The organism is Microbacterium album, from assembly GCF_014643695.1.
Classification (GTDB): Bacteria; Actinomycetota; Actinomycetes; order Actinomycetales; family Microbacteriaceae; genus Microbacterium; species Microbacterium album.
The window spans coordinates 1-26,981 of the sequence record NZ_BMJY01000006.1; the positions used below are offsets into that span (position 1 = coordinate 1).

A 26,981-nucleotide genomic window follows, 5' to 3' on the forward strand; every position below is an offset into this window, starting at 1 on the left:
TCCTCCGGGATCCTCTTCGGCATGATCAACATCTTCCTTCCAGACTCGAAAGGAAGCGGCATCAAACCGGGGACGGTTCACTGTGTGTATGTGGCGTGCGCGTAGAGCGTGACGGCGGGGAGCGCTTTCAGGCGATCGGGGAGCGGTTCGGTGGCGACGGCGACGGCGGGCTGGAGGCGTGCGGCGATCTGAAGGGCGAACTCCCGCAGGTGTCCTTCGGCAAGTCCTGCGTCGGCTTCCAGGCGTCGGATGCTGTCGGCGTTGAAGGTGCCGAGGGTGTTCGCCCCGTCGACGGCGAAGGCGAGCTCGACGTTGTCGAAGACGGCAGGGTCGTGAGCGAGGACTTGCTCTCGCTGCTTGAACGGGAGCGAGCTGTTGAGATCATAGAAGGGGGCGAGCACGCTACGACCGGGAACATGGGTGAGGGAGTAGTTCTTGGAGTGGCCGTCGTTGTGACCGATGGTCCAAGATAAGACGTGCAGCTTCGCGAACCGCTCCTTGGCGCTCTTGGCGTCGGCGGCGCTGAGGTTGCGGTCGAAGACCGTGAAGATGTCGCGGTAGCCGGGGCCGCCGTCGGACTCGTACTTCTGAACGTGCGAGGTCCCGGTGGCTTGCGCGAGGTCTTCCTGGTGGAGTCGGCCGATGGCGCCTTTGTCGTCGAAGCGGTCGAAGCGCTCCACGATGAGGACGTGCTCGCCGTCGAACTCGGCGATCACGGATGCGGCTGCGTCGATCCCGAGCAGGCGCGCGACCTGTAGGGTGATGTGCTCGGTGACGTCGGATCCGGGCAGCGGCTGGATGCCCGGCTTGAATATATGTGTCGACGGCTGCCGCCCAGACGGCTCGAACCACTGGCCGTCGCGAAGGGCGAGCGCGAACTTCCCCTGAGCGCCGGCGAGTGAGAACCCTTCTTCGGCGGCGCGGTGCTGCAGCCAGTCGGAGTCGTCTCGGCGGATCTGCCGGATCCGGTCGCCGATCTCCCTCTCGGTGAGCGGCGTCAGGTTCTCCTCCTGCCTGGGTGATGTGCCTGCGGGGTAGAACTCGAGCGCGCCGGCGACATCGGCGCCGTGGACAGAGAGCAGGTCGAAGGTGCTGTCGCTGGTCAGCTTCGCTTCCCGCGCCCAGCGGGAACGAACGTCAGCGCGGTCGGGCAGGAGGTTGTCGAGGAACCGCTTGGTGTCGTCGTTCCCGAAGGCGGGTGTGACGACGGGGAGTGTCACTGAGATGGGGACGGGGCTGTCCGAGTGGACGTACTCGGGCAGGTAGCGCAGCTGCAGATTCTCGCCTCGCCGGGTGATCGTGGCGACGTGGGCATCGTAGAGGTACACGTCGAGGGCGCGGATCATTCGATAGCCCCTGCGGCATCCGGGTCAGTATCCGCTTGGCCCTCCGCGGTGGGCGGGGAGTCGGCGTCCACCGCTCTCGGCGGATTGATGAGGACGGAGCCGGGGATGGCGAGATGCTCGGTGAGTCCGCGGGAGGCTTCGCGGAGGGAGGCGAGTGTGGCGGGGTCGAGGTTGGCTTCGACCTGCTTCAGGAGGCCAGGGGCGTCGATCTTGGGCAGAAGCGAGGGGTCGATCTGGGGGAGCGAGCCAAGGATCTGCTTGTTGAGCGCCTCGGGTGTGCCCGAGCCGATCAGTGGTGTGATGCGCTTGCTGAGGGCGTCGGCCGCGGCCTGGGCGGCGCCTCTCGGGGCGACTGTGGCGGGAGCAGCGGTGCGGCGGTCGGTGGTGGCGTCCAGGTGGATGCCGAGGTGGTCGAGGATGAGGAGCACCGTGTCGAAGGAGGTGCCACCGTTGCCGCGTTCGAGGCGGGCGAGGGACTGGCGGGTGATGCCGACGGCGTCGGCGACGTCCTGCTGGGTAAGCGTCCGCTGGACGCGGGCGTTCTTGACCAGGCGGGCGAGGTCTGATGGTGTCTGCAACTTCACGCGGACCCCTCCCTTCGTGTTTGGAAAATAGCACCAGAGCTGTTGTTAGAAAAATCTACCACCGGGCAGATGTGAGGTAAATAGAACATGCAGCTGATGTGCGAAAAATATCACACCTCCCCCCGGGTGCGATGGCAGGCCGAAAAGGAAGGAGGAACCCCGCTGCGACCCGAGGTCGAGACGGCCACCACCTCAACGACGTCGGCGGGGCGCGGCTCGGCAGCGACAGCGCCGCGGCCGCCAACCGTGGGAACGACCTGGTAACAGAACATCTGTGCGCACCGGTTCTCAGCTGTTCCGAGGTGTACCCAGCTGCCGCGAGATCACGCGGTTGCAGGCATCGACGGCGGCGGCCCGAACTCCCGATCAGGGTTCGAATCCCACCGTCACCGCCACGGATCTGAGCCGGTCGTTCCGGTGGGTGGTGACGGGTGACGGTGCTGAGTCGTACTCGCTGGCGGAGGTGTAGTGCTCCGCGCCCACACGTTCCTCGACGTACTCCTTGAGGTGGTCCGGGAGCGAGACGTTCATCGTGGCCATGCGGGTCACCGGCGCCGGGGGCGGGCCACGAGCGAGCGCGGCGCGAGGGTCGCCCAGAGCCGGGTGCGGCCGGCGGGCAGCAGGGCGTGCCGTACTCGGCGCAGGGCGCCCGATAGGCCCAGGGTCGCGGGGGCAGCCCAGCCCTCGCGTGGCTCCGCGGGCCCGAAGCTGGCGCGCTCGATGCCCGTCACGAGAGGCCGCACTGCGTCCTCGGGGACGCCGCGGTCGTTGACCAGCCGCGTGCCGAACGCGCGCGGCGATTCGCTCTCGTCCAGTCGCATTCCCGCGTCGATCGCGAGGGCGCGCAGTTCGCGCCATGCTGCGGCGGCGTCGCCGGACCCGGCCGCGCGCAGACGGCGGTTCCATCGCACGGCGCGGATGGCGGCGGGGGCCGCGAGGATGATGAGAGCCGCGAGCACGACGCCGAGGACCGGAGGCGCGCTGCTCGCCCCGGGGCCGCGCGCCTCGGGGGCGGCCCCCTCGACATCCTCTCGCTCGGGGGCGGCCTCCGACGTGGACGCAGGGGTCGGGGCAGCCGACGGGGTGATGAGCGGCTCGTCGTCCTCCCGGGGCGCGGAGGCGGGGCTGAACGACGTCGGCGCTCCGAGCGTCGCGGTCGGCTCGAACGGGATCCACCCGATGCCGCGCAGATGCACCTCGGGCCACGCGTGCAGCTGAGAGCCCGCGACCGAGTAGACGGCCTGGTCGTCGATCAGCTCTCCCGTGCGCGTGCCCGGCAGATACCCGACGACGACGCGCGCGGGCAGCCCGAGGGTCCGCGCCATCACGGCGAAGGTCGACGCGAAGTGGACGCAGTAGCCGCGGCGGACGTCGAGGAATCGCTCGATGGCGTCCAGGCCGGAACCGTCGAACCCGTCCTCCACGGGTGCCTCGAGCGAGTAGCGGAAGCTTCCTCCGCGGAACCAGGACTGCAGCGCCACGAGGGCGTCGTACGCATTGTCGGTGCCCGCGGTCACCTCGACGGCGAGCTCGCGGATCTGCGGCGGAACGTCCGGGGGCAGGAGCAGCGCCTCCGGCGACAGCTCCGCGGAGTCCCCGACGCCGGTCACACGGAAGCCGTCGGCGCCCAGGCTGCGGCGTACCGCGGACTGAGCCTCCTCGCGCGTGGGCTGGGGCACGTGCGACCGCACCTCGTAGGACTGGCCGAGGGATGAGCCGGAGGGCGTGAAGATCGTGCGGTTCGCCGCGTTGACGCTCCAGGGACCCGACGTTCCCGTGACCTCGACCGCGGGGTAGGGGACGGGTAGGTACTCGCTCGTCAGGCCGGTGACGGTGATCGTCGTGACGCGCTCCATCACGCCGACGCTCGTATCGACGGGGAGGAACGACAGGTCGTCCGGTGGAGCCTCGTCGGGCGCCCAGGACTCGCCGTCGAACTGCGTGAGCGTGGCGACGCGGAGGTAGGGTGCCCCGCCGGCGTCGCTGCGCACCCGCAGCACCTCGACCTCGGCGGGCCGCCGCAGGTCGCTGCCGAGATCGAGGGTCGCGTCGATGCGGGAGGTGGCGCCCACGCCGGACCCGCCTTGCAGCGCCACGGGCGCGAACGGCGCGAGAACGACGCCCGCGACCACGGCGCCCGCCGCCAGCGCCGCGGCCCACCCGGTCGCGAGGGCGCCGCGGGCGACACGGGGCTCGCGCAGCCGCATGTCGGCCGCAGCCATCCACAGCACTGCGGCCGCCAGCAGCGCCGCGGGAAGGAGGTCGGCGCCCCGCGGGACGGCGAGCTGGGGCGCGATGAACGCGGCGATGAGCGGGACGGCCGCCGCGATCGGCGTGCGTGTGGCCCGCCCGAGCAGTTCCACCGCGAGCGCGAGCAGGCCCGCGGCGGCGATCAGCGTGAATGACAGGGCCTCGCCGGGATGGAGGGGCGCGATGCCCTCCAGCAGCTGCTGGCTCGCGAGGCTCAGCAGGAGCGGAAGGTCGCGGATGACCGGAGGCGTGGGCAGGATGCCGAGCAGTGCGTCCGGGTGATCGGTGGCCGCCGTCGCGCACAGGGCCCACGCGAGGAGCTGCGCGGCCGCCACGGCGGCGGCCGGCAGACGGGTCATGCGCAGGAGCCAGCCCAGGAGCAGCACGAAGGCGACGGTCGCGACGGCCCCGGCGAGCCAGACGGGCACGATGAGCCGGGTGAGGGGCACGAGCGCGGTGATCGTCGCGACCCCGACGCTCGCCGACAGCGCGAGCTCGCCGAGGGGTCGCCGGCCGGGTCGGGCGGCTGACCGCGCACCCGGTCGGGGCGACGGGGGCGAAGCAGCGGGACGCGTCGCCGTGAGCTCGGTCACTGCCACGGAGCCCCCGTTCCCCGGCGTGCGTGGTGCTCCCGGGTTCCGGTGGGAGTGCGGGTTCCCGCCGCGGCATGCTCTCCGATCGCGGCGGCCCACGTCGCCTCCACGTCGCCGCCGAGGTGAGCAGTGTGCCAGCCTGCGCGGGAGGCATGATCGAGCACGTCCGGATCCGTCCCGGCCGCGAGCAGCAGGGACCGCGGGGAACGCGCCGCGACCGACCCGAGACCGGCGACGTCGTCGTGGCTCAGGCCGCGGGCCACGAGGATGACCGGTGCGGAGGCCGCCTCGCCGAGTGCGCTCGCCAGGCCGGGCAGGGCATCGCCGGGCACCGGTTCCACACCCGCGAAGGCGACGAGCATCCCCTCGACATCCTCGGGCCCCCCGACCAGCGCGAGCAGGACGCCCTCAGAGTCCATCACGTCGACGGAATATCCGTCGCGCACGAGGCTCCAGGCCGCCGACACGCACATCGTCACGGCCGACTCGAACTCCGGGTCCTGGCCCTGCGCCGCGTGCCTCCCCCAGCGGGCGCCGCTGCGGTCGATCACGACGACCGCCCGGGGCGTCGTCTCTCGCTCCTCCTCCCGGACCATGAGCTCGTCGTGTCGCGCCGACGCCCGCCAGTGGATGCGCCGCATCGAGTCGCCGGGCGCGTAGGGCCGCGGGATCAGGTTGTCGGCCCCCTGCCCGTGCCGGTCCGCGGCGGACCGGGCGCCCCCGGTCGCCGCGGGGGCGCCGGGAAGCGGCGGAAGCGGGACGACGGCGGGGACGACGCTCACCGGCGTGCGCTCGCCGGCGGGCCGACGGAGCCGCACGAGCCCGAAGGGGTCGGAGGACTCCGCCATGAGGGGGCCGATGGCATGACGTCCACGGCGCATTCCCACGACGGCATAGGAGGCCTGGGTGGTGTCGCGCGCGCCGGCCGACAGGGGACCGGATGCCCCCGACGCCTCGAGGGCCGCGAGCGCGTCCGGAAGCGCATCGCGCCAGGCGCCGCCGGGGATCGGGCGGGCCGACAGTGACAGGCTCAGGCGGACATGCGACACGCCTCCCACCCGCGCGACCTCCGTCGACAGCGACCGCCGCACGTCCGTCACGCGTCCGGCGAGCAGGAGGCCCACGCCGGCTCCGGCCACCAGCGTCAGGAGCGTCAGCCCCAGCACGGCGAGCTCCACACGGGCGAGCGCGTACGCGGCGACGAGACAAGCCGTGCCCACCACCACGGCCGATGCACCGCGGAGAGTCAGCGGGCCACGGGCCCGCGCGCGACGCCGCGCCCCACGGAGCACCGCCGCGGGAACGAGGCCCGGCGTGCCCTCCGTGCCGGGGCCGACAGGAGCTGCAGACGCCATGACGGTCAGCGGGTCGCGAGGGGAACGCGGATCGACGTGGCGATCTGCTCGAGGATCTGGGGCACCGGGTCGCCCGCGCGGCGGCCTCCCGCCGTGCTGCGGGAGGGGATGAGGCGGTGCGCGAACACGGGTTCGAGCAGGTCGGTGATGTCGTCCGGGATGACGTAACCGCGCCCGTCGAGCGCCGCCCACACCTTCGCCGCCCGCACGAGCTGCAGCGTCGCCCGCGGGCTCGCGCCGAGTCTCAGGTCCGCGTGAGAGCGCGTGGCCTGGGCGATCGCGACCGCGTACTCCTCGATCGCAGGCGCGACGTGCACCGAGCGCGCGAACCGGATCAGCGAGGCCACCTCCCGCACCGTCACGACGGGACGCAGAGCCGCGAGGGGGTTCTCGGTGTCCCGCTGGCGCAGCATGAGCGCCTCGGCCTGCGCATCCGGGTAGCCCATCGAGATCCGCATCATGAAGCGGTCCCGCTGGGCCTCGGGCAGGGGATAGGTCCCCTCCATCTCGAGCGGGTTCTGGGTCGCGACGACGAGGAACGGATCCGGCAGCCGGTGCGAGCGGCCGTCCACGGTCACCTGGCGCTCCTCCATGGCCTCGAGCAGGGCCGACTGCGTCTTGGGCGACGACCGGTTGATCTCGTCCGCGATGACGAGGTTCGCGAATACGGCGCCGGGCGTGAAGGTGAACTCGCGCGTGGCCGGGTTGAACACCGACACCCCGGTGACATCGCTGGGCAGCAGATCGGGAGTGAACTGGATGCGGCGCACCTCGGCATGGATGGACGCGGCGATCGCCCGGGCGAGCACCGTCTTCCCGACCCCCGGGACGTCCTCGATCAGCAGGTGGCCCTCGGCGAGCAGGGCGACCAGGGTGCTGCGCACCGCCTGCGGCTTGCCATCGATGACCCCGCCCACGGCCCGAAGGATCTCGTCGGTCGCCTGCCGGAAGCGTTCGGCGGTGATCGGCTCGCTCACGTGTGGACTCCCGTCGCTGCGGGGCCGCCGGCTGCGACGCAACGGTCCCCGCTCCCATCTTGCCCGAGTGGTGGGTTGCAGGCACCGCTGCGATTCCGGACACCGCCCCCGGCGCGGTCCCCCTCCCCGCCGAGGCGAGTTAGACTGGCGACAGCTCTCCGCGTGACGGCATCCAGGCCAACTCCCCCAGGACGGAAACGTAGCAAGGGTAACCGGGCTCTGCCGGGTGCGCGGAGAGTCTTTACTTTTCCCCGGTGCTGTGCCTTTTGCCACGCCTTTCCGGCTGCTCGCCCCCTCCCGCGACGCCGGCGACACACCTAGGCTGGCCCCGTGGCGAGGAGCATCTACATCACCTCGGCGGAGGGGCACTCGGGCAAGTCGACCATCGCGCTCGGCGTGCTGGACGCCCTCGGCCGCACGGCCGCGCGGGTCGGAGTCTTCCGGCCGATCGCCCGCTCCACGGTCGAGCGCGACTACGTCGTCGAGATGCTCCTGGACCGCCGGCGCGCGGATCCCGGCGCGGGCGACCCCCCGCTGGCGTACGAGGACTGCATCGGGGTCACGTACGACGACGTGCGTGCCGACCCCGGCGCCGCGCTGTCGACGATCGTCGACCGGTTCAAGGCCGTGGAGGCGAGCTGCGACGCCGTGGTCGTGCTCGGCAGCGACTACACGGACGTCGGCAGCCCCGCCGAGCTCGCCTACAACGCGAGGATCGCCGCGAACCTCGGCACGCCCGTCCTGCTCGTCCTCGGCGGTCGGGCGCAGCAGGGCCAGGCCGAACGGCTGGGCACGACGACCGCGCGCACGCCCGAGGAGATGGCGCAGCTCGCGCGCCTCGCGCTGCCCGAGCTCGTGCGCGGGCGCGCCGAGCTCGCGGCGACCGTCGTGAACCGGGCCGACCCCGAGCGGATGGATGAGATCTCGGCCGCCGTGTCGGCCGCGACCCGGGGCGCGGCGTCCTCGCCGCCGCCGGTGTGGACGCTCCCGGAGGAGCCGCTGCTCGTGGCGCCGTCGATGGGCGACATCGTGCGCGCCCTCGACGCCACGGTGCTGCGGGGCGACGAGCAGCTCCTCACGCGCGAGGCGCTCGCCGTCGTCGTGGCGGGGATGTCGATGGTGAACGTGCTACCTCGGCTTCTCGAGAGTGCTGTGGTCGTGATCCCCGCGGACCGCACCGAGGTGCTCGTCGCGGCGCTGCTGGCCAACCAGTCCGGCACGTTCCCGTCGCTCACGGGCATCGTGCTCAACGGACCCTTCGAGATCCCCGCGGACGTGCTGCGGCTGATCGACGGCGTCGGCTCCACTCTGCCGATCGTCACGACCGAGCTGGGCACGTATGAGACGGCCGTCCGGGTCATGAGCGCGCGCGGACGCCTGTCCGCGGATTCGAGGCGGCGGTACGACACCGCGCTGGCGCTCTTCGAACGGCATGTCGACACCGCCGCGCTCACCCGCGTGCTCGGGGTCGCGCGTGCGACCGTCGTCACGCCGCTGATGTTCGAGTACGGTCTGCTCGAGCGGGCCCGCGCCGACCGCAAGCACATCGTGCTCCCCGAGGGCGGCGACGACCGCGTGCTGCGGGCGGCCGCGTCGCTCCTGGCCCGCGGGGTGGCGGACCTGACCGTCCTGGGGGAGCCCGACGCGATCCGCGGACGCGCGACAGAACTCGGCGTCGACCTGACGGACGCCCGCCTGCTGAGCCCATTCGATCCGGAGCTCGTCGACCGGTTCGCGGAGGAGTACGCCCGGCTGCGGGCGCACAAGGGCGTCACGAAGGAACAGGCCGCCGACACCGTCACCGACGTGTCCTACTTCGGCACGATGATGGTCCACCTGGGGCTCGCCGACGGCATGGTGTCGGGTGCCGCGCACACGACGGCCCACACCATCCGGCCCGCCTTCGAGATCATCAAGACGCGACCCGGGGTGTCGGTCGTCTCGAGCGTGTTCCTGATGGCGCTCGCCGACCGCGTGCTCGTCTACGGAGACTGCGCCGTGATCCCGGACCCGACGAGCGAGCAGCTCGCCGACATCGCGGTCTCGTCGGCGGCGACCGCGGCCCAGTTCGGCATCGAACCGCGCGTGGCGATGCTCTCGTACTCGACCGGGGAGTCGGGATCGGGCGCCGACGTCGACAAGGTGCGCGTCGCGACCGCGCTCGCGCGCGAACGCGCGCCGGAGCTGCCGATCGAGGGGCCCATCCAGTACGACGCGGCGGCGGACGCGGCGGTCGCCCGGGCGAAGCTGCCGGGCTCGGCGGTCGCCGGCCGGGCGACGGTGTTCGTGTTCCCCGACCTCAACACGGGCAACAACACGTACAAGGCGGTGCAGCGATCCGCGGGGGCCGTCGCGATCGGGCCGGTGCTGCAGGGGCTGAACAAGCCGATCAACGACCTCTCGCGCGGCGCGCTCGTGCAGGACATCATCAACACGGTGGCGATCACCGCCATCCAGGCACAGCAGCCATGAGCCCCCGGGGATGTCCCACTTCTCGTCGCCGGATGTCCCACTTCGGGTCGGAAAGCGGGGCGGATTCCGACGGCAAGTGGGACATCATCGGCAGGGCGTGGGACAGCGGATGAGGGGAGGCGCCGGATGAGCGTGGTGCTGGTGGTCAACAGCGGGTCGTCGTCGTTCAAGTACCAGTTGCTCGAGATGTCGTCCGAGCGCCTGCTCGCGTCCGGCCTGGTCGAGCGGATCGGGGACGACGCGGGCGTCGCCGAGCACCGCGTGCGCTTCCACACCGAGCCGGGGCAGCCGGCGCCCACGGTGCTGGAGTCCTCGCACCGGATCGAGCGCCGGATCCCCGACCACACGGCCGGATTCCGCCTCATGCTCGACGCCTTCGCCGAGCACGGGCCGTCCCTCGACGAGCACCCTCCCGTCGCGGTCGGCCACCGGGTCGTGCACGGCGGTGCCCGCTTCTTCGAGGCCACGGTCGTCACGGACCTGGTCGAGATCAACATCGACGACCTCTCGGTGCTGGCGCCGCTGCACAACCCGGGGGCCCTGCAGGGCATCCGTGCCGCGCGCCGCGCGTTCGCGGACATCCCCCACGTCGCGGTGTTCGACACGGCCTTCCACCAGACGCTCCCGCCCGCCGCCTACACGTACGCGATCGACCGCGAGCTCGCCGAGCGGCACCGGATCCGCCGCTACGGCTTCCACGGCACGAGCCACGCCTACGTCAGCGCGGCCGCCGCGGCGTTCCTCGGCCGCGACCTCGCCGACCTCCGGCAGCTGGTCTTCCACCTCGGCAACGGGGCCTCCGTCACCGCCGTGGACGGCGGCCGGTCGGTCGAGACGTCGATGGGCCTCACGCCGCTGGAGGGACTCGTCATGGGCACCCGCTCGGGCGACCTCGACCCGGCCGTGCTGCTGCACCTGGCGCGGCGCGCCGGGATGTCGGCGGACGACCTCGACCGGTTGCTCAACAGCGAGAGCGGCCTGCGGGGCCTCGCGGGCGTCGCCGACATGCGCGACCTGCTCGCCCGCCGGGAACAGGGCGACGAGGCCGCGGCGCTCGCGTTCGACGTGTACATCCATCGCCTGCGCGGCTACGCGGGCGCCTACATCGCCCAGCTCGGCGGCGTTGACGTGATCTCGTTCACGGCGGGCGTCGGCGAGAACAACGCGCTCGTGCGCGCATCCGCGCTCGCGACGCTCGGCTTCGCGGGCGTCCGCATCGACCCCGAGCGCAACACGTCCCCCGACCGGGGCACGCGCGTCATCTCCGCCGCCGACTCGCGCGTGACCGTGCTCGTCGTGCCGACGAACGAGGAGCTGGAGATCGCGCGCCAGACGCTGAGCGCGGTGTGATGTCCTTCCCTCACGGAGACAGGAAAAAGCGAACTTAGCCCGACTACGCTGGTCGCGTCGCCTCGTCCGGGCGATGTCTCCCGCCCACATGATCCGCACCGGAGGTCCCGTGTCCCTTCCCGACCTCACCACGTACGACGCGGTGCTCTTCGATCTGGACGGCGTCATCACGCCGACCGCCGAGGTGCACATGCACGCGTGGCGCGTCATGTTCGAGCGCCTGTTCGCCGACTGGGGGATCACCCCGCCGTACACGGACGCCGACTACTTCGACCACCTCGACGGGAAGAAGCGGTACGACGGCGTCGCCGCGCTGCTGCGCAGTCGCGACGTGGAGGTGCCGTGGGGCGAGCCCGCCGACGCGGCCGAGCGCGACACGGTGTGCGGCATCGGCAACCGCAAGAACGTCGTCTTCTCCCAGGTGCTGGCCGACGAGGGCATCCGGCCGTACCCGGGCACCGTGCGCCTGCTCGACCTGCTGGACGCCGCCGGCGTGCCGGTGGCCGTCGTGTCGAGCTCCAAGAACGCGCAGGACGTGCTGGCCGCCGCCGGGGTGCGCGACCGCTTCCCCGTCGTGATGGACGGCGTCGTCGCCGAGCGCGAGCACCTGCCCTCCAAACCCGCCCCGGACGTGTTCGTCGAGGCGGCGCGCACGACGGGCGTCGATCCGGCTCGCGCCGTCGCCGTGGAGGATGCCATCTCCGGTGTCGCCTCGGCCGCCGCCGGAGGCTTCGGCCTCGTCGTGGGCGTCGACCGCGGCGCCGGCGCCCGGGCTCTGACGGACGCCGGGGCGCACATCGTCGTCTCCGACCTGGCCGAGCTCGCGGACGCCGTCCGGCGGCCCCTGCACCCCCACGACAACCCCGAAAGCACGGAGCACCTTCGATGATCGACCGCGACCGCTTCCCCGTCGACCCGTGGCGTCTCATCGAGACGCGCTACTCGGGCGACGACGCGGGCGTGACCGAGACCATGTTCTCGGTCGGCAACGGCTACCTCGGCCTGCGAGGCAACCACCCGGAGGGCCGCCACGCGCACGAGCACGGCACCTTCATCAACGGCTTCCACGAGACGTGGCCGATCCGGCACGCCGAGCAGGCGTACGGGTTCGCGGAGGTGGGCCAGACGATCATCAACGCGCCCGACGCGAAGGTGATGCGCGTCTACGTCGACGACGAGCCGCTCACCCTCGACATCGCCGAGATGCGCGAGTACGAGCGCGTGCTCGACATGCGCGACGGGATCTACCGTCGGCGCCTGCTGTGGCGCACGCCCGCGGGCAAGGACGTGCTGATCGAAGACGACCGGATGGTGTCGTTCGCGGAGCGCCACCTGGCCGTCATGCGGATGACCGTCACGCTGCTCGACACGGACGCGCCCGTCACGATCAGCTCCCAGATCGTCAACCGGCAGGACGGCGAGAACGTCTACGGCGGCGTCCCGACCGTCGCGAAGGCGCGCTCCATCGCGGCGCAGAAGGAGGCCGGGCGCGGCACCGAGTTCGACCCGCGCAAGACCGACAAGATCAACGAGCGCGTGCTGCAGCCGCAGGAGTACTGGCAGGACGAGCTGCGGTCCGCGCTGTCCTATCGCGTCACGGGCTCGGGGATGACGCTCGCCGTGGCGGCCGATCACCAGATCGACACCGAGAACGACTTCGACACGCGCAGCCTGGTCGAGCCGGACATCGCCAAGCAGGTGTTCCGGGTGCGGGCCAAGGCGGGCGTTCCCATCACGATCACGAAGGTGGTCAGCTATCACACCTCGCGCGGGGTGCCGGCGCGCGAGCTCGTCGACCGCTGCCGTCGCACGCTGGACCGCATCGCGATCGACGGCGTCGAGCCGGTCTACCGGCGCCAGCGCGAGTGGATGGACGAGTTCTGGTCTCGCTCGGACGTCCGCATCGCGGGTCAGGACAGCCTGCAGCAGGCGACCCGGTGGTGCCTGTTCCAGCTGGCCCAGGCCGCCGCACGCGCCGACGGGTTCGGCGTGCCCGCGAAGGGCGTGACCGGATCCGGGTACTCGGGCCACTACTTCTGGGACACCGAGATCTATGTGCTGCCGTTCATGGCGTACACGAACCCGCTGTGGGCGCGCAACGCGATGCGTATGCGCACCATGATGCTCCCGGCGGCGCGTCGCCGGGCCGCGCAGCTGAACGAGGCCGGGGCGCTGTTCCCGTGGCGCACGATCAACGGCGAGGAGGCCTCCGCGTACTACGCGGCCGGCACCGCGCAGTATCACATCAACGCCGACATCAGCTACGCGATCGTGAAGTACGTGCGCGCCACGGGCGACGTCGACTTCATGGAACGGGAGGGCGCCGACGTCCTGGTCGAGACGGCCCGCCTGTGGACCACGCTCGGCTTCTGGCGCTCCTACCAGGGCGTCGAGACGTTCCACATCCACGGCGTGACGGGCCCGGACGAGTACACCACGGTCGTCAACGACAACCTGTTCACGAACGTCATGGCCCGGTTCAACCTGCACGCCGCCGCGCGCGTCGTGCGCGAGATGGCCGAGAGCAACCCCGGCGCGTTCCGTCTGCTGGCCGACCGGGTCGCGCTGGATCCGGGCGAGCCCGAGGCGTGGGAGCGTGCCGCGGACGCGATGCACATCCCGTACAGCGAGAACTTCGGCATCCACCCGCAGGACTCGCTGTTCCTCGAGCGCGAGGTGTGGGACCTGGAGCACACGCCCGCCGAGCAGCGCCCGCTGCTGCTGCACTTCCACCCCCTCGTCATCTACCGGTTCCAGGTGCTCAAGCAGGCGGACGTCGTGCTCGCGCTGTTCCTGCAGGGCGACCACTTCTCGCCGGAGGAAAAGCGCGCCGACTTCGACTACTACGACCCGCTGACGACCGGCGACTCCACGCTGTCGGCCGTGGTCCAGTCGATCCTCGCGGCGGAGGTGGGTTACCAGGACCTGGCGCTGGAGTACTTCATCGACGCCCTCTTCGTCGACCTCGGCGACCTGCACCGCAACTCGGCCGACGGCGTCCACGTGGCGTCGGCCGGGGGAGTGTGGACGGCGCTCGTGTCCGGTTTCGGAGGGCTGCGCGACTACCGCGGCGAGCTGACGTTCGACCCGCGCCTGCCTGCGGAGTGGCCCGAGCTGGCCTACACGATCCAGTGGCGCGGCTCGGTCCTGGACGTCACGCTGCGTCGCGACGAGATGCGGGTGGCCGTGCGCTCCGGCGATCCGGTGCCCTTCGAGGTGCGGGGACAGGCCTACATCGCCACCCCGGAGGCGCCCGCGGTGGTGACGCTGGCCGACCAGGGTCCGGTCCTGCCGGGGCGACCCACGCTGACGCCGTTCGCGGAGATGCGCCGGGACGACGGCACATCTCTGGAGCCGACCGTGCCGGCGGCCGTGACGGCGTCGACGCCCGTCGTGGTCGACGACCTCCCCGAGCTGAGCGACCGGGCGTGACGCTTCGCCCGCGGGGGATGCCGCGCCCGCCAGGACGTGGCAAGCTGCGGTGCCATGAGTGATGTCCTGATCGGCGTCGGCGAGCTCGCGGCGCGACTCGGCGAGGTGACACTGCTGGACGTCCGCTGGCAGCTCTCGGACCCGGACGGTGGACGCCCCGCCTACCTGGCCGGGCACATCCCCGGGGCGGTGTTCGTGGATCTGCACCACGAGCTGGCGGATCCGACGCGACCCGCGACGGAGGGACGGCACCCGCTGCCCTCCGAGGACGCCCTGCAGCGGTCCGCGCACGCGTGGGGCGTCACGACCGGCAAGCCCGTCGTGGTGTACGACGACAGCGCGGGCATGGTGGCGGCGCGCGCGTGGTGGCTGCTGCGGCACGCCGGCGTGCGGGACGTCCGCGTGCTCGACGGCGCGCTCGCCGCGTGGACGCGCGCGGGACACCCGCTCGAGCAGGGCGAGGCGACGGCCGAACCGGGGGACGTCGTGCTCCGGTACGGCGCGCTCCCCGTCCTCACCGCGGACGATGCCGCCGCCTTCCCCCGCATCGGGGCCCTGCTCGACGCCCGCGCGGCCGAGCGATACCGCGGCGACGTCGAGCCCATGGACCCGCGCGCCGGACACATCCCCGGTGCGATCTCGGCCCCGACGACCGGGAACATCGATTCGTCTGGCGGCTTCCTGGAACCGGGATCGGTGCGCGCGCGGTTCGAGGACCTCGGCGTCGACCTGTCGGCGCCCGTCGCCGTGTACTGCGGGTCCGGCGTCACCGCCGCGCACACTCTGCTCGCGCTCGCCGCGGCGGGCGTGCACGGAGCGCTGTACCCCGGCTCCTGGAGCCAGTGGTCCCAGCAGCCCGACCGCCCGGTGGTGGTCGGCGACCAGCCGTGACAGGCAGAACGTCGGCGCCACGCCGTAGGCTGGTCGGGTGACCACCGCCCTGTACCGCCGCTACCGGCCCGAGACCTTCGGGGAGATGATCGGCCAGTCCCAGGTCACCGAGCCGCTCATGACGGCGCTGCGGAGCGACCGCATCGGGCACGCCTATCTGTTCTCGGGTCCGCGCGGCTGTGGAAAGACGACGTCCGCGCGCATCCTCGCGCGCTGCCTCAACTGCGCCGAGGGGCCGACCGACACCCCGTGCGGCACGTGCGAGAGCTGCGTCGAGCTGTCCCGCGCGGGGGGTGGATCGCTCGACGTCGTCGAGATCGACGCGGCGAGCCACAACGGTGTCGACGACGCCCGCGACCTGCGCGAGCGCGCCGTGTTCGCGCCCGCCCGCGACCGGTTCAAGATCTTCATCCTCGACGAGGCGCACATGGTGACGCCGCAGGGCTTCAACGCCCTGCTGAAGCTCGTCGAGGAGCCGCCCGCGCACGTGAAGTTCATCTTCGCGACGACCGAGCCCGACAAGGTGATCGGCACGATCCGCTCGCGCACGCACCACTATCCGTTCCGGCTCGTCCCGCCCGCGGCCATGCTCGACTACGTGCAGTCGCTGTGCGAGCGCGAGGGCGTGGGCGTCGAGGCGGGCGTGCTGCCGCTCGTCGTACGGGCGGGTGGCGGCTCCCCGCGCGACACGCTGTCGATCCTGGACCAGCTCATCGCCGGCTCCGAGGGGGGCTCGGTCGGGTACGAGCGCGCCGTGGCGCTGCTCGGCTACACGCACGGGGAGCTGCTGGACGGCGTCGTCGACGCCTTCGCGTCGGGGGACGCCGGTGCGGCGTTCGGCGCGGTCGACCGCGTCGTGCAGACCGGGCAGGACCCGCGCCGGTTCGTCGACGACCTGCTCGAGCGTCTGCGCGACCTGATCGTGATCGCGGCCACCGGGCCCGGAGCTTCGGCCGTGCTACGGGGAATCCCCTCCGACGAGCTCGAGCGCATGGCGGCCCAGGCATCGCGTCTGGGCGCCGAGCGTCTCTCGAAGACCGCCGACGTCGTGAGCGCAGCGCTCGACGCCATGACCGGCGCGACCTCGCCGCGGCTCCAGCTGGAGCTCATGATCGCGCGCGTGCTCGCCCGCGCGCTCGCCCCCGCCGAGGCCGCCACCCCGGGGGCGCGTCCGCTGCCGGGGGCCACGGCGGCGCCTGCCCCGCGCGCGCCGGAGGCCCCGGCTGCCGCTCCGGTTCCTGCGCCTGCGCCTGCGCCTGCGCCGCCGGCCGCACCTGCGCCCGCCGCGCCCGCCCCGGCCCCGGAGCCCCCGGCGGCAGCGCCCGCTGCGCCGGCTCCCGCCCCGCAGCCTCCTGCGCCGACGGCTCCAGCTCCGGCTGCATCCGCGTCGCCCGCGCCGGTTGCTCCGTCGACGCCCGCCGGGCCGCAGGGCGACTCCGTTCCGGCCGCAGGCTGGGCGACCGTGGCTCCCGGCAGCGTCCCCGAGCCGTCGGCGCCCGAGCCGGCCGCCGAACCGGCCGCGGCCGCGGCGCAGCCTGCGGCGAGCACTTCCCCGCCGCAGGCGTCCCCGGGCCCGCTCACGGCGCAGCGCCTGCGCGACGCGTGGCCGGAGGTCATGCGCCGCCTCGAGGACGCCAGCCGCACGAGCTGGCTCGTGGTCTCGGGCGCCCGCGTATTCGACGTGAAGGGCGACGTGGTCGAGCTGGCGTTCCGCAGCGCTGCCGACATGCAGAAGTTCAAGACCCGCACCCCCCAGGGCGGCGTGAGCGAGGACCTGCGCTCGGCGATCCTCGCGGTGGTCGGCGTGCGCGTGATGTATCGCGTCCGCCCCGACGGCGACGGCGGACGCCCCGCCGAGCGCGCTGCGCCCGCGGACACGCCCGCGGAGCCCTCCCCAGGCCCCGAGCACACCGCGCCCGAGTACCCGGCCCCGGAGGACTCGGGGGCCCCGTACCCGGATGACGCCTACCCGCCCGAGGACCCGTACGGCTCGGGCCCCGCGCCCGAACCGGAGCCGCCTCGCGCCCGTCGCCCCGCGACCGCGCCGTATGCCGCGGCGCCCGTGACCGACTGGGCGGTGGCGCCCATCCCAGATTCCGCCACCGCAGCACCGACCGGCGCGCCCGCGGAGGCGAGCGCAGCCTCGTCTGCGGCGCCGTCCTGGCCGGTCGCGCCCGTCCCACAGACGTCCGGAGCTTCCGCGACGCCTCTCGCGGTGGACGAGGACCCCGAGGAGGCGGTCGTGCCCGACGCGGCCCGCGTGGCGACGCTCGAGCGCGAGGGCGACGTGATGCCCACCGCCGTTCCCGTCGACCCGGAGGACGACGAGGACGGGGCGGAGGCGGCGACCGAGCCTGCCGACGCCCGGGCCGCGGCCCCCCAGGCGCCGGCCGTCACGGTGCAGCGCCGCGTCATCCAGACCGACGGCGTGCAGCGCTACGGGGAGGCCGTCGTGCGGCAGATCCTCGAGGCCCGGTTCCTCCACGAGGAGCCCTACGAGCCGCCGACGCGGTTCCAGTGATCGACCCGCCATGCGGGTCGGGTGAGAGAGCGATGGAATGTACGACGGCATCGTCCAGGAGCTGATCGACGAGCTCGGGCGTCTTCCCGGGATCGGACCGAAATCGGCGCAGCGCATCGCGTTCCACATCCTGCAGACCCCGACGTTCGACGTCTCGCGACTGTCGGAGCTGCTGCGCGAGGTGCGCGAGCGCGTGCGGTTCTGCGCGATCTGCGGAAACGTGTCGGAGCAGGACACGTGCGCGATCTGCCGCGATCCGCGGCGCAACCCCGCGCTGATCTGCGTGGTGGAGGACGCCAAGGACGTCGCGGCGATCGAGCGCACGCGAGAGTTCCGCGGCCTGTACCACGTGCTGGGCGGGGCCATCAGCCCCATCGCGGGCGTCGGGCCGGACGACCTCCGGATCCAGCAGCTGATGTCGCGCCTCGCCGACGGCACGGTGCAGGAGGTCATCCTGGCCACCAACCCCAACCTCGAGGGCGAGGCGACCGCGACGTACCTCAGTCGACTGCTGACGACCCTCGAGATCACCGTCTCGCGCCTCGCGTCGGGCCTGCCGGTGGGCGGCGACCTGGAGTACGCGGACGAGGTCACGCTGGGCCGGGCGTTCGAGGGCCGCCGCTCCCTCTGATCCGGGCGCGGGCGGCCGTCGGCCAGAAACCGTCGCCCGACCGCCATTCGCCGAGCCGCGACCCGCGATGTCGGCCGTCCATGGCAGGATCGCCACGTGCCGTCCTCCCGCTTCACCGCCCGCGGATGGGTGCTGTTCGCCATCATGTCGGTCGTGTGGGGCGTGACGTACCTGCTCATCCGCGAGTCGGTCCACTCGTTCTCGCCGCCCGCCGTCGTGGCCATCCGCACGCTCGGGGCCGCCCTGGTGCTGCTGCCGTTCGCGCTCAAGCAGGATGCGCTGCGACCGGCGCTGCGCAAGTGGCGGTGGGTGCTCGCGTTCGGGCTCGTGGAGATGGCCGGCCCCTTCCTGCTGCTCGCCCACGCCGAACAGAGCATCCCCTCTGGGCTCACGGGGCTTCTGGTCGCGACCGTGCCCCTCTTCGCCACGCTGATCGGCCTCGCGCGCGGCGAGCGCGGCGCCCTGCGCCCGATGCGGGCGATCGGCCTCGCCCTCGGGTTCGCGGGCGTCGCGATCGTGGCCCTCAGCGGGGCGGCCGGCCCCGAGCCGAACGCTTTCGCGATCGGCGAGGTGCTGCTCGTGGCGGTGCTCTACGCCACCGCCCCGTTCATCGTCGCGCGGCACCTCCCGGACGTGCCGTCCCTCGGGGTCATCACCCTCTCCCTCGGCGTGATCGGCATCGCCTACGTGCCCGCGGCGATCCTGACGACCCACGAGCCGCCGACCGGGCGCAGCATCGCCGCGATCGCCCTGCTGACCGTCGTCTGCACGGCACTGGCCTTCATCGCGTTCTTCGCCCTCATCGCGGAAGTGGGGCCCGTGCGGGCGCCGCTGTTCACCTACGTCAACCCGGTGGTCGCGGTCGCCCTCGGCGTCCTGCTGGTCGGCGAGCCGTTGACCGTGGGACTCCTGATCGGGTTCCCGGTGGTGCTGCTCGGCTGCCTGCTCGCGGCCGGGGGCCTGCCGGGCCGCGTGAAGGCGGTGCCCGACGCGGTCGTCTCCGAGGAGCCCGATCCGCTCGTCGGTGGACGACCCGCGCAGCGTCGCGGCTGAGGTCGTCCGGCCTCTCGTGTCGGAGGCTGCCCCGGGGCGTCTCTAAGATGGCGTGAGGGCGGCGATCCGTGGCGCCCTGAATACACGGGAGCAGCAGTGGCACTGATCGTGCAGAAGTTCGGCGGCTCGTCGGTCGCCGACGCCGAGAGCATCAAGCGCGTCGCGAAGCGCATCGTCGACACCCGCCGGGCGGGCAACGATGTCGTCGTGGCCGTCAGCGCCATGGGGGACACGACCGACGAGCTGCTCGACCTCGCCGCTCAGGTCGCCCCGATCCCCGCGCCCCGCGAACTCGACATGCTGCTGTCCAGCGGTGAGCGGATCTCGATGGCGCTGCTGGCGATGGCGATCCATTCGATGGGCTACGAGGCGCGCTCGTTCACGGGCAGCCAGGCCGGGATGATCACCACCGCCGACCACGGGTCGGCCCGCATCGTCGACGTGACGCCCGTGCGCCTGCGCGAGGCGCTCGACGACGGCGCGGTCGTGATCGTCGCCGGCTTCCAGGGCTTCAACCGCGACACGCGTGACATCACGACGCTGGGACGCGGCGGGTCCGACACGACGGCGGTCGCGCTCGCGGCGGCGCTGAACGCCGACGTGTGCGAGATCTACAGCGACGTGGACGGGATCTTCACGGCAGACCCGCGCGTCGTGCCCCTCGCGCGCAAGCTCGACACGGTCACGGCCGAGGAGATGCTCGAGCTGGCCGCGAACGGCGCCAAGGTGCTGTACATCCGCGCGGTCGAGTACGCGCGGCGCCACGGCGTGCTGATCCACGCGCGCTCGTCGTTCAGCTCGAACGACGGAACCTACGTCCTCGGGGAGGGCATGACCGATCCCCGCACGAGCAAGGAGTCAGGGATGTCCGACGTCATCGGCATGGAAGAGCCCGTCGTCACCGGGGTCGCCCACGACCTCAGCCAGGCCAAGATCACCGTGGTCGGCGTGCCCGACGTGCCGGGGTCCGCCGCGGCGATCTTCACGCTCGTCGCCAAGACCGGCGCCAACATCGACATGATCGTGCAGAACGTGCAGAGCGCGTCCCCGGGCCGCACGGACATCTCGTTCACGCTTCCGAAGCAGTCCGCGCCCGAGGTGCTGCGCGCGCTCACGGCCGACCAGGAGTCGATCGGCTACGAGAGCCTCGTGCACGACGACCAGATCGGCAAGCTGTCGGTCGTGGGCGCCGGCATGCGCACCCACTCGGGCGTCTCGGTGACGCTCTTCGAGGCGCTGAGCCAGGCGGGCATCAACATCGAGATGATCTCCACCAGCGAGATCCGCATCTCGGTGGTCGTCCGCGGCGACGACATCAACGAGGCCGCCCGCGCCGTCCACTCGGCCTACGGGCTCGACAGCGAGATCGAGGCGACGGTCTACGCCGGCACCGGGCGCTGACTTCTCCTCCTTCTCTTTTTCTCCCACGCGTCGGGCCCCGAGGGGCCGCTCCGCGAGGGAGGCGCTTCCGCTTCGCTTCAGCGCGCCGGCGCTTCGCGCCTGGTGGCGGGCGCACTCGCGCCCGCACGCTCGCGCTGTGCGCTCGCACCGGGTTGAGGTGGGTGGGTAGAGGTACGGGGTGTTGGTTGGTCGTTGAGCGGAGCGGCGGAGCCGCGGAGTCGAAACCGAGTGCAACCTCGGCGCGGCCGGGCAGGTGGTTGCGCCGGTAGAATCGGGCAACCCCACCTGTCGCAAGGTGACTTGCGCGTGCACCACGAGGACCACACATGACCCGCATCGCTGAATCAGGAATCTCCCTCGCCGTCGTCGGCGCCACCGGCCAGGTCGGCACCGTCATGCGCGAGATCCTCGCCGAGCGGAGCTTCCCGATCCGCGAGCTGCGCCTGTTCGCCACCGCCCGCTCGGCGGGAACGACCATCGGGTTCCAGGGCCACGACATCCTCGTGGAGGACGTCGCGACTGCCGACCCCGCGGGCATCGACATCGCCCTGTTCTCCGCCGGTGCCACGGGCAGCCGCGCCCACGCCCCCCGCTTCGCGGAGGCCGGCGCCGTCGTCATCGACAACTCCAGCGCGTGGCGGATGGATCCCGAGGTGCCGCTCGTCGTCAGCGAGGTGAACCCCCACGCGATCGCCGAGGCGAAGAAGGGCATCATCGCCAACCCCAACTGCACCACCATGGCGGCGATGCCCGTCCTCAAGGTGCTCGACGCGGAAGCGGGCCTGGAGCGGCTGGTCGTGAGCACGTACCAGGCGGTGTCCGGCTCCGGCCTCGCGGGGGCCAACGAGCTGCTCGGGCAGGTGCAGGCGGTGCTCGCGCAGGACGGCGTGCTGGACCTGGTGCACGACGGATCCGCCGTGGAGTTCCCCGCTCCCGAGAAGTACGTCGCCCCGATCGCGTTCGACGTGCTGCCGCTCGCCGGCAACCTCGTCGACGACGGCCTGAACGAGACGGATGAGGAGAAGAAGCTCCGCAACGAGAGCCGCAAGATCCTCGAGCTGCCCGACCTGCGTGTGGCGGGCACGTGCGTCCGCGTGCCCGTGTTCACGGGCCACTCGCTCAGCATCAACGCCGAGTTCGCGCGCGAGATCACGCCGGAGCGGGCCCGCGAGCTGCTCGCGGACGCCCCGGGCGTCGCGCTCGAGGAGGTACCCACGCCGCTGCACGCCGCGGGCAAGGACCCGAGCTTCGTCGGCCGCATCCGCCCCGACCTCTCCGCGCCCGAGGGTCGCGGGCTCGCGCTGTTCATCTCCAACGACAACCTCCGCAAGGGCGCGGCGCTCAACGCCGTGCAGATCGCCGAGCTCGTCGCGGCGGACCTCACCTCCCGCACGGCAGTCTGATCCCTCGCGAAAGCACGTGCTCTGCGCGACCACACATCGTTTACGACGTGGTCTCGGCGAGAGCACGTGCTTTCGCTGCGGAGGGGGCGGGTTCCGAGGGGGAAAGAACCGCAGTTCTTGCCGCGGGGGTGGTCCGGGGCGACATCCCTCGCGTCCTAGGATGGACGGGTGAGCGAAACCGTCGACGTCGTGCTCATCGGTGGCGGCATCATGAGCGCCACCCTGGGCACGCTCCTGAAAGAACTGCAGCCCGACTGGAACATCGTCGCCTTCGAGCGGCAGGGCGAGGTGGCGCAGGAGAGCTCCAACGCCTGGAACAATGCCGGCACGGGTCACGCCGCGCTGTGCGAGCTGAACTACATGCCCGAGGCGAAGGACGGATCCATCGATCCGGCCAAGGCGATCCTCATCAACGAGCAGTTCCAGCAGAGCCGCCAGCTGTGGACGTCGCTCGTCGAGCGGGGCGTGCTGGACGAGCCCAAGACGTTCATCAACGCCACGCCGCACATGACGTTCGTGCGGGGCGAGAAGGACGTCGAGTACCTCCGCAAGCGGTACGAACTGCTCAAGGAGCAGCCGCTGTTCGCGGGTATCGAGTACTCCGAGGACTCGCGCGTCATCAACCAGTGGGCACCGCTGCTGATGCAGAAGCGCCGCAAGAGCGACGAGCCTTTCGCCGCGACCCGCACGCCCTCGGGCACGGACGTCGACTTCGGCGCGCTCACGCGTCAGCTCTTCGATCACCTCACCGAGAGCGGAGCCGAGCTGCGGCTCAACCACGAGGTGACCAAGCTCAAGCGCCAGAGCGACGGCACGTGGCACGTGAAGTACCGCAACAACGTGGGCCGCACGCCGGGTGAGATCCGGGCGCGCTTCGTGTTCGTGGGCGCGGGCGGATGGGCGATCAAGCTGCTGCAGGGCGCGCGGATCCCCGAGATCAAGGGGTACGGCGTGTTCCCCATCGGGGGGCAGTTCCTCAAGACCACCAACCCCAAGCTCGTCGAGCAGCACCGTGCGAAGGTGTACTCGCAGGCCGCGGTCGGGGCGCCGCCCATGTCGGTGCCGCACCTGGACGCGCGCGTCGTCGACGGGGAGGGGTCGCTGATGTTCGGCCCGTTCGCGACGTTCAGCCCCAAGTTCCTGAAGAACGGGTCGATGCTCGACATCGTCACGCAGGTGCGCGCGCACAACCTCGGCTCCATGCTCAAGGTGGCCGTGACGAACCTCGACCTCGTGAAATACCTGATCGGGGAGCTGCTGAAGAGCCGCGCCAAGAAGATCGAGGGGCTGCGGGAGTTCGTGCCCACCGCCAAGGCCGAGGACTGGGAGCTGATCCAGGCGGGTCAGCGCGCCCAGGTCATGAAGGACGGCAAGCTCCAGCTCGGCACCGAGGTCGTCTCGTCGGCCGATGGATCGATCGCGGGCCTGCTCGGCGCCTCTCCCGGCGCCTCCACGGCGGCGTCGATCATGCTGAACCTGATCAAGACCTGCTTCGCCGATCGGGTCGCGCAGTGGGAGCCGAAGCTCCGCGAGCTGATCCCCACCTACGGCGAGATGCTGAACGAGGACGCGGAGAAGGCCCGCGCATCGACGACCGCGACGGCGTCGGCGCTCGGCATCAACGCCTGACTGGGGCGAGCGTGCCCGTCATCACGGTCTCCGCCATCGCGTTCCTGCGCGCGGATGGGCGCGTGCTCACGGTGCGCAAGCGCGGCACCTCCGCGTACATGCTGCCGGGCGGCAAGCCCGAGGCGGGGGAGACGGCGCTCGCCACGGCGGTGCGGGAGGTGCGCGAAGAGCTCGGGATCCGCGTGAGCCCCGAGCAACTCGAATCGCTCGGGACGTTCGAGACCCGAGCCGCGAACGAGGCCGGCCACGCGCTGCGCGCGACCGTGTTCCTCGCGCGCGGCGACGTCGCTCCCGTCGCCCAGGCCGAGATCGACGACCTGCGGTGGGAGGACCCGGCGGCGGCGTCGCCCGGCAGCGCTCCGCTGAACGTGGAGCACGTCTTCCCCGTCCTGGAGCGGCGTGCGGCCGAGGCCCGCTGAGCGACCCGATCCCGGCGCGAGCCACTCCCACGTGGCCGTCCAGCACTCCTGACGAACGCGCGTGCCCCTCGTAAGCTGTCGGAGAGGGATGCGCACCGACGCGAGGGGGTGGATCATGACGGCGTTCGAGCCCGACGGCACGCTCGTGCCCGACGAGCGGCGTGCGGTGTTCGCGTTCGACCAGGCCGTCGATCGCGTCGGTGAAGAGGCGGCCTTCCTCGCGCTGGGTCCCCACCGGCAGGCCGCGCGCTACCTCCAGCACGCGCACTCGGTGCTCGATGAGGTGCGCAGCACCATGCACCGCATCGACGCCCGGGTGACCGACCCGATGCTGAAGAAGCGCGCGCGCAAGCGGCTGCACTCCATCGCGGTGCGGCTGGCGCAGACCGGGCTGCGCGATGTCGAGCACGTGCTGAAGTCGGCGCGGCTGCTGGCGGCCGATCCCGTCCCCCAGGTGACGGGCGGCTGGGCGACGACCCTGCGCACTCAGACGGCACGCGTGACCGCTTGGGGCGTGGAGAAGTGGACCGGCTCGCCGCTCGCGCCCATCGAGCTGCACAGCACGACGGCGGCCAAGCACGCGGTGACCGAGTCGGCCGAGGTGGTGCGCCGGGGACAGGCGCCGCCGCCCGCGCGGAGGCGCATCCGCCGCCGGGTCGCGATCTCGGGAGTCGTCGCCGCCGGGATCGGCGGCGCCGGCCTCGCGGCGTACGGCGCCTGGAACCTTGTGGTCACGCTGCTCGGGCTCGGCTGAGCGCCTGCCCCGGCGCACCGCTCGCGACGATCGGTGTTCGCCGGACACGACCTAGGCTGGACCGGTGGCCAAACTGTACTTCCGCTACGGCGCGATGAACTCGGGGAAGTCCACCGCGCTACTGCAGGCGGCGTACAACTACGAGGAGCGCGGCCAGCGCGTGCTCCTGGCCAAGCCTGCGATCGACACGAAGGGCGCCGATCAGATCGAGTCGCGACTCGGCGTGACGCGCACGGTCGATTTCCTGATCGGGGCGGAGGATTCGGCGCGAGAGCTGTTCCTCGCGCAGCGGGAGCGGGTGCGCACGAGCGACTCGCAGGCGCTCATCCCCGGCGACCACGCGGCGGACATCGCGTGTCTGCTCGTCGACGAGGCGCAGTTCCTGACGGAGGCACAGGTGGACGACCTGTTCCGCATCGCCGTGTCGGACGGCGTGCCCGTCCTGGCCTATGGCATCCGCACGGACTTCCGCACCGAGGCGTTCCCGGGCTCGCGCCGGCTGCTCGAGATCGCGCACACGCTCGAGGAGCTCAAGACCATCTGCCGCTGCGGTCGTAAGGCGCTCTTCAACGGCCGCGTGATCGGCGGGCGGTTCGTGTTCGACGGCGACCAGGTCGCCATCGACGCCGCCACCGCGGGCGTCCGCGACGAGCACTTCGTCACCTACGAGTCGCTGTGCGGCGCGTGCTACCTGCAGGAGTCGGGCGGCGTGCTGGCCCCGCGCCCGAGCTGAGCAGCCGCGCTCGCGGAGCGGCCTCACTCGCGGAGCGGCGCCCGCGGGGGCGGACGTGGCGTGCGAGCGCGGAGCGCTGCCGCTGGGAGCGGAGCGAGCAGCCTCACTCGCGGAGCGGCGCCTGCGCAGCGGGTGCCCGACGCGTGTGAGACTAGACAAATGCGAGTACTCCTTGCCGGCGGGGCCGGTTACATCGGCGCGCACACCGCGGTCGCCCTCTTGGATGCCGGACACGAGGCCGTCCTGCTCGACAGCCTGGACAACACCAGCGCCATCGTCGAGCAGCGCATCGCGCAGATCACCGGGAAGGAAGCGCCGCTCGTCACGGGCGACGCGGCCGACGACGAGGTCGTGGAGTCGGCCTTCGCCCAGCACGGCCCCTTCGACGCGATCATCCACTTCGCCGCGCGCAAGGCCGTGGGGGAGTCGACGCAGCAGCCGCTGGAGTACTACGCGAACAACCTGGATTCCACGTTCGCTCTGCTGCGGGTGGGGCTGGCGCACGGCATCCGCTCGTTCGTGTTCTCCAGCACCGGCACGGTGTACTCGGATCCGGCCGACCTGCCGTTCACGGAGGAGTCGACGCGGCATCTCGTCGAACTGTCGAACCCGTACTCGAGGTCGAAGCTCATGAACGAGGTCGTGCTGCAGGACGTGCAGCGGGTACATCCCGAGCTGAACGTCACGTCGCTGCGCTACTTCAACCCCGTGGGGGCCCACGCCTCGGGGCTCATCGGGGAGGACCCGAAGGGCATCCCGAACAATCTCATGCCGTTCGTCGCTCGCGTCGCCGTGGGGCGCCTGGAGCGGATCAACGTCTTCGGGGATGACTACGACACCCCCGATGGCACTGGTCAGCGCGACTACATCCACGTCGTCGACCTCGCGGAGGGCCACGTGGCGGCCCTCGAGAAGTCGCGGCCGGGGTTCTTCGCCTACAACCTGGGTACGGGGCAGCCCGTCAGCGTGCTGGAGTTGATCGCGTCGTTCGAGCGGGCGATCGGACGCGAGCTGCCCAAGGTGATCGCGCCGCGTCGTCCGGGCGACATGGCGGCGACCTATTGCGATCCGTCGAAGGCGGAGCGCGAGCTGGGGTGGAAGGCGCGGTTCACGATCGACGACATGACGCGCGACGTGTGGAACTGGCAGCAGAAGAACCCGGACGGCTACCAGGGCTGACCTCCGCC

General features: G+C 71.9%; 21 protein-coding genes and 1 other RNA gene. 16 read left to right on the forward strand and 6 right to left on the reverse strand.

From position 1 onward, the window contains the following. Nucleotides 1–77: 77 nt before the first annotated feature. The 6 genes from IEX37_RS08485 to IEX37_RS08510 form a co-directional block, all read right to left on the reverse strand. Entirely contained in the window at nt 78–1,346 is a 1,269-nt protein-coding gene (locus tag IEX37_RS08485) for a HipA domain-containing protein (protein ID WP_188755842.1), read from the reverse strand. Continuing rightward, complete coding sequence (locus tag IEX37_RS08490; RefSeq protein WP_188755843.1) at nt 1,343–1,930, reverse strand: helix-turn-helix transcriptional regulator; 588 nt, start codon at nt 1,928–1,930, stop codon at nt 1,343–1,345. The genes IEX37_RS08485 and IEX37_RS08490 overlap by 4 nt, the downstream gene beginning before the upstream one ends. A gap of 366 nt (nt 1,931–2,296) precedes the next feature. After that, on the reverse strand, nt 2,297–2,470 hold the full coding sequence (locus IEX37_RS08495; RefSeq protein WP_188755844.1) for a ribbon-helix-helix domain-containing protein: 174 nt from the start codon (nt 2,468–2,470) through the stop codon (nt 2,297–2,299). 5 nt (nt 2,471–2,475) lie between these two features. Continuing rightward, nucleotides 2,476–4,779: a transglutaminase TgpA family protein gene (locus IEX37_RS08500; RefSeq protein WP_188755845.1), complete on the reverse strand. Its 2,304-nt coding sequence runs from the start codon at nt 4,777–4,779 to the stop codon at nt 2,476–2,478. After that, complete coding sequence (locus tag IEX37_RS08505; RefSeq protein WP_188755846.1) at nt 4,770–5,999, reverse strand: DUF58 domain-containing protein; 1,230 nt, start codon at nt 5,997–5,999, stop codon at nt 4,770–4,772. Before IEX37_RS08505 ends, IEX37_RS08500 begins: the two co-directional genes overlap by 10 nt. 134 nt (nt 6,000–6,133) lie before the next feature. Further along, complete coding sequence (locus IEX37_RS08510; protein WP_188755847.1) at nt 6,134–7,105, reverse strand: AAA family ATPase; 972 nt, start codon at nt 7,103–7,105, stop codon at nt 6,134–6,136. A gap of 149 nt (nt 7,106–7,254) precedes the next feature. Here IEX37_RS08510 and ffs point away from each other — a divergent pair. The 16 genes from ffs (at nt 7,255) to galE (ending at nt 26,973) form a co-directional block, all read left to right on the forward strand. Beyond that, nucleotides 7,255–7,351, forward strand: an RNA gene (ffs, locus tag IEX37_RS08515) — signal recognition particle sRNA small type. Nucleotides 7,352–7,435: 84 nt separating this feature from the next. Further along, nucleotides 7,436–9,577: a phosphate acetyltransferase gene (gene pta, locus IEX37_RS08520; protein WP_188755848.1), complete on the forward strand. Its 2,142-nt coding sequence runs from the start codon at nt 7,436–7,438 to the stop codon at nt 9,575–9,577. Between the two features lie 126 nt (nt 9,578–9,703). Then, on the forward strand, nt 9,704–10,927 hold the full coding sequence (locus IEX37_RS08525; RefSeq protein WP_188755849.1) for an acetate/propionate family kinase: 1,224 nt from the start codon (nt 9,704–9,706) through the stop codon (nt 10,925–10,927). An 88-nt stretch (nt 10,928–11,015) separates the two neighbouring features. Next, entirely contained in the window at nt 11,016–11,816 is an 801-nt protein-coding gene (locus IEX37_RS08530; protein ID WP_188755850.1) for an HAD family hydrolase, read from the forward strand. Continuing rightward, nucleotides 11,813–14,359, forward strand: coding sequence for a glycoside hydrolase family 65 protein (locus IEX37_RS08535; protein ID WP_188755851.1), 2,547 nt, complete (start codon nt 11,813–11,815; stop codon nt 14,357–14,359). Before IEX37_RS08530 ends, IEX37_RS08535 begins: the two co-directional genes overlap by 4 nt. Before the next feature lie 54 nt (nt 14,360–14,413). After that, nucleotides 14,414–15,250 carry a sulfurtransferase gene (locus IEX37_RS08540; protein ID WP_188755852.1) on the forward strand — a complete coding sequence of 279 codons (837 nt, stop codon included), beginning with the start codon at nt 14,414–14,416 and terminating at the stop codon, nt 15,248–15,250. A 37-nt stretch (nt 15,251–15,287) separates the two neighbouring features. Continuing rightward, on the forward strand, nt 15,288–17,771 hold the full coding sequence (locus tag IEX37_RS08545; protein ID WP_188755853.1) for a DNA polymerase III subunit gamma and tau: 2,484 nt from the start codon (nt 15,288–15,290) through the stop codon (nt 17,769–17,771). A 37-nt stretch (nt 17,772–17,808) separates the two neighbouring features. Next, on the forward strand, nt 17,809–18,402 hold the full coding sequence (recR, locus tag IEX37_RS08550) for a recombination mediator RecR (RefSeq protein ID WP_188755854.1): 594 nt from the start codon (nt 17,809–17,811) through the stop codon (nt 18,400–18,402). A 96-nt stretch (nt 18,403–18,498) separates the two neighbouring features. Beyond that, nucleotides 18,499–19,455: a DMT family transporter gene (locus IEX37_RS08555; protein WP_229663163.1), complete on the forward strand. Its 957-nt coding sequence runs from the start codon at nt 18,499–18,501 to the stop codon at nt 19,453–19,455. Between the two features lie 96 nt (nt 19,456–19,551). Then, complete coding sequence (locus IEX37_RS08560; RefSeq protein WP_188755855.1) at nt 19,552–20,856, forward strand: aspartate kinase; 1,305 nt, start codon at nt 19,552–19,554, stop codon at nt 20,854–20,856. Between the two features lie 326 nt (nt 20,857–21,182). Further along, nucleotides 21,183–22,259, forward strand: a complete 1,077-nt coding sequence (locus IEX37_RS08565) for an aspartate-semialdehyde dehydrogenase (RefSeq protein ID WP_188755856.1) — start codon at nt 21,183–21,185, stop codon at nt 22,257–22,259. 168 nt (nt 22,260–22,427) lie between these two features. Continuing rightward, complete coding sequence (gene mqo, locus IEX37_RS08570) at nt 22,428–23,888, forward strand: malate dehydrogenase (quinone) (RefSeq protein ID WP_188755857.1); 1,461 nt, start codon at nt 22,428–22,430, stop codon at nt 23,886–23,888. Between the two features lie 11 nt (nt 23,889–23,899). Then, nucleotides 23,900–24,307: an NUDIX hydrolase gene (locus IEX37_RS08575; protein WP_188755858.1), complete on the forward strand. Its 408-nt coding sequence runs from the start codon at nt 23,900–23,902 to the stop codon at nt 24,305–24,307. 115 nt (nt 24,308–24,422) lie between these two features. After that, complete coding sequence (locus IEX37_RS08580; protein ID WP_188755859.1) at nt 24,423–25,061, forward strand: hypothetical protein; 639 nt, start codon at nt 24,423–24,425, stop codon at nt 25,059–25,061. Nucleotides 25,062–25,125: 64 nt separating this feature from the next. Then, nucleotides 25,126–25,794 carry a thymidine kinase gene (locus IEX37_RS08585; RefSeq protein ID WP_188755860.1) on the forward strand — a complete coding sequence of 223 codons (669 nt, stop codon included), beginning with the start codon at nt 25,126–25,128 and terminating at the stop codon, nt 25,792–25,794. Between the two features lie 159 nt (nt 25,795–25,953). Then, nucleotides 25,954–26,973, forward strand: a complete 1,020-nt coding sequence (gene galE, locus IEX37_RS08590) for a UDP-glucose 4-epimerase GalE (protein WP_188755861.1) — start codon at nt 25,954–25,956, stop codon at nt 26,971–26,973. The last annotated feature ends 8 nt before the right edge of the window (nt 26,974–26,981 follow it).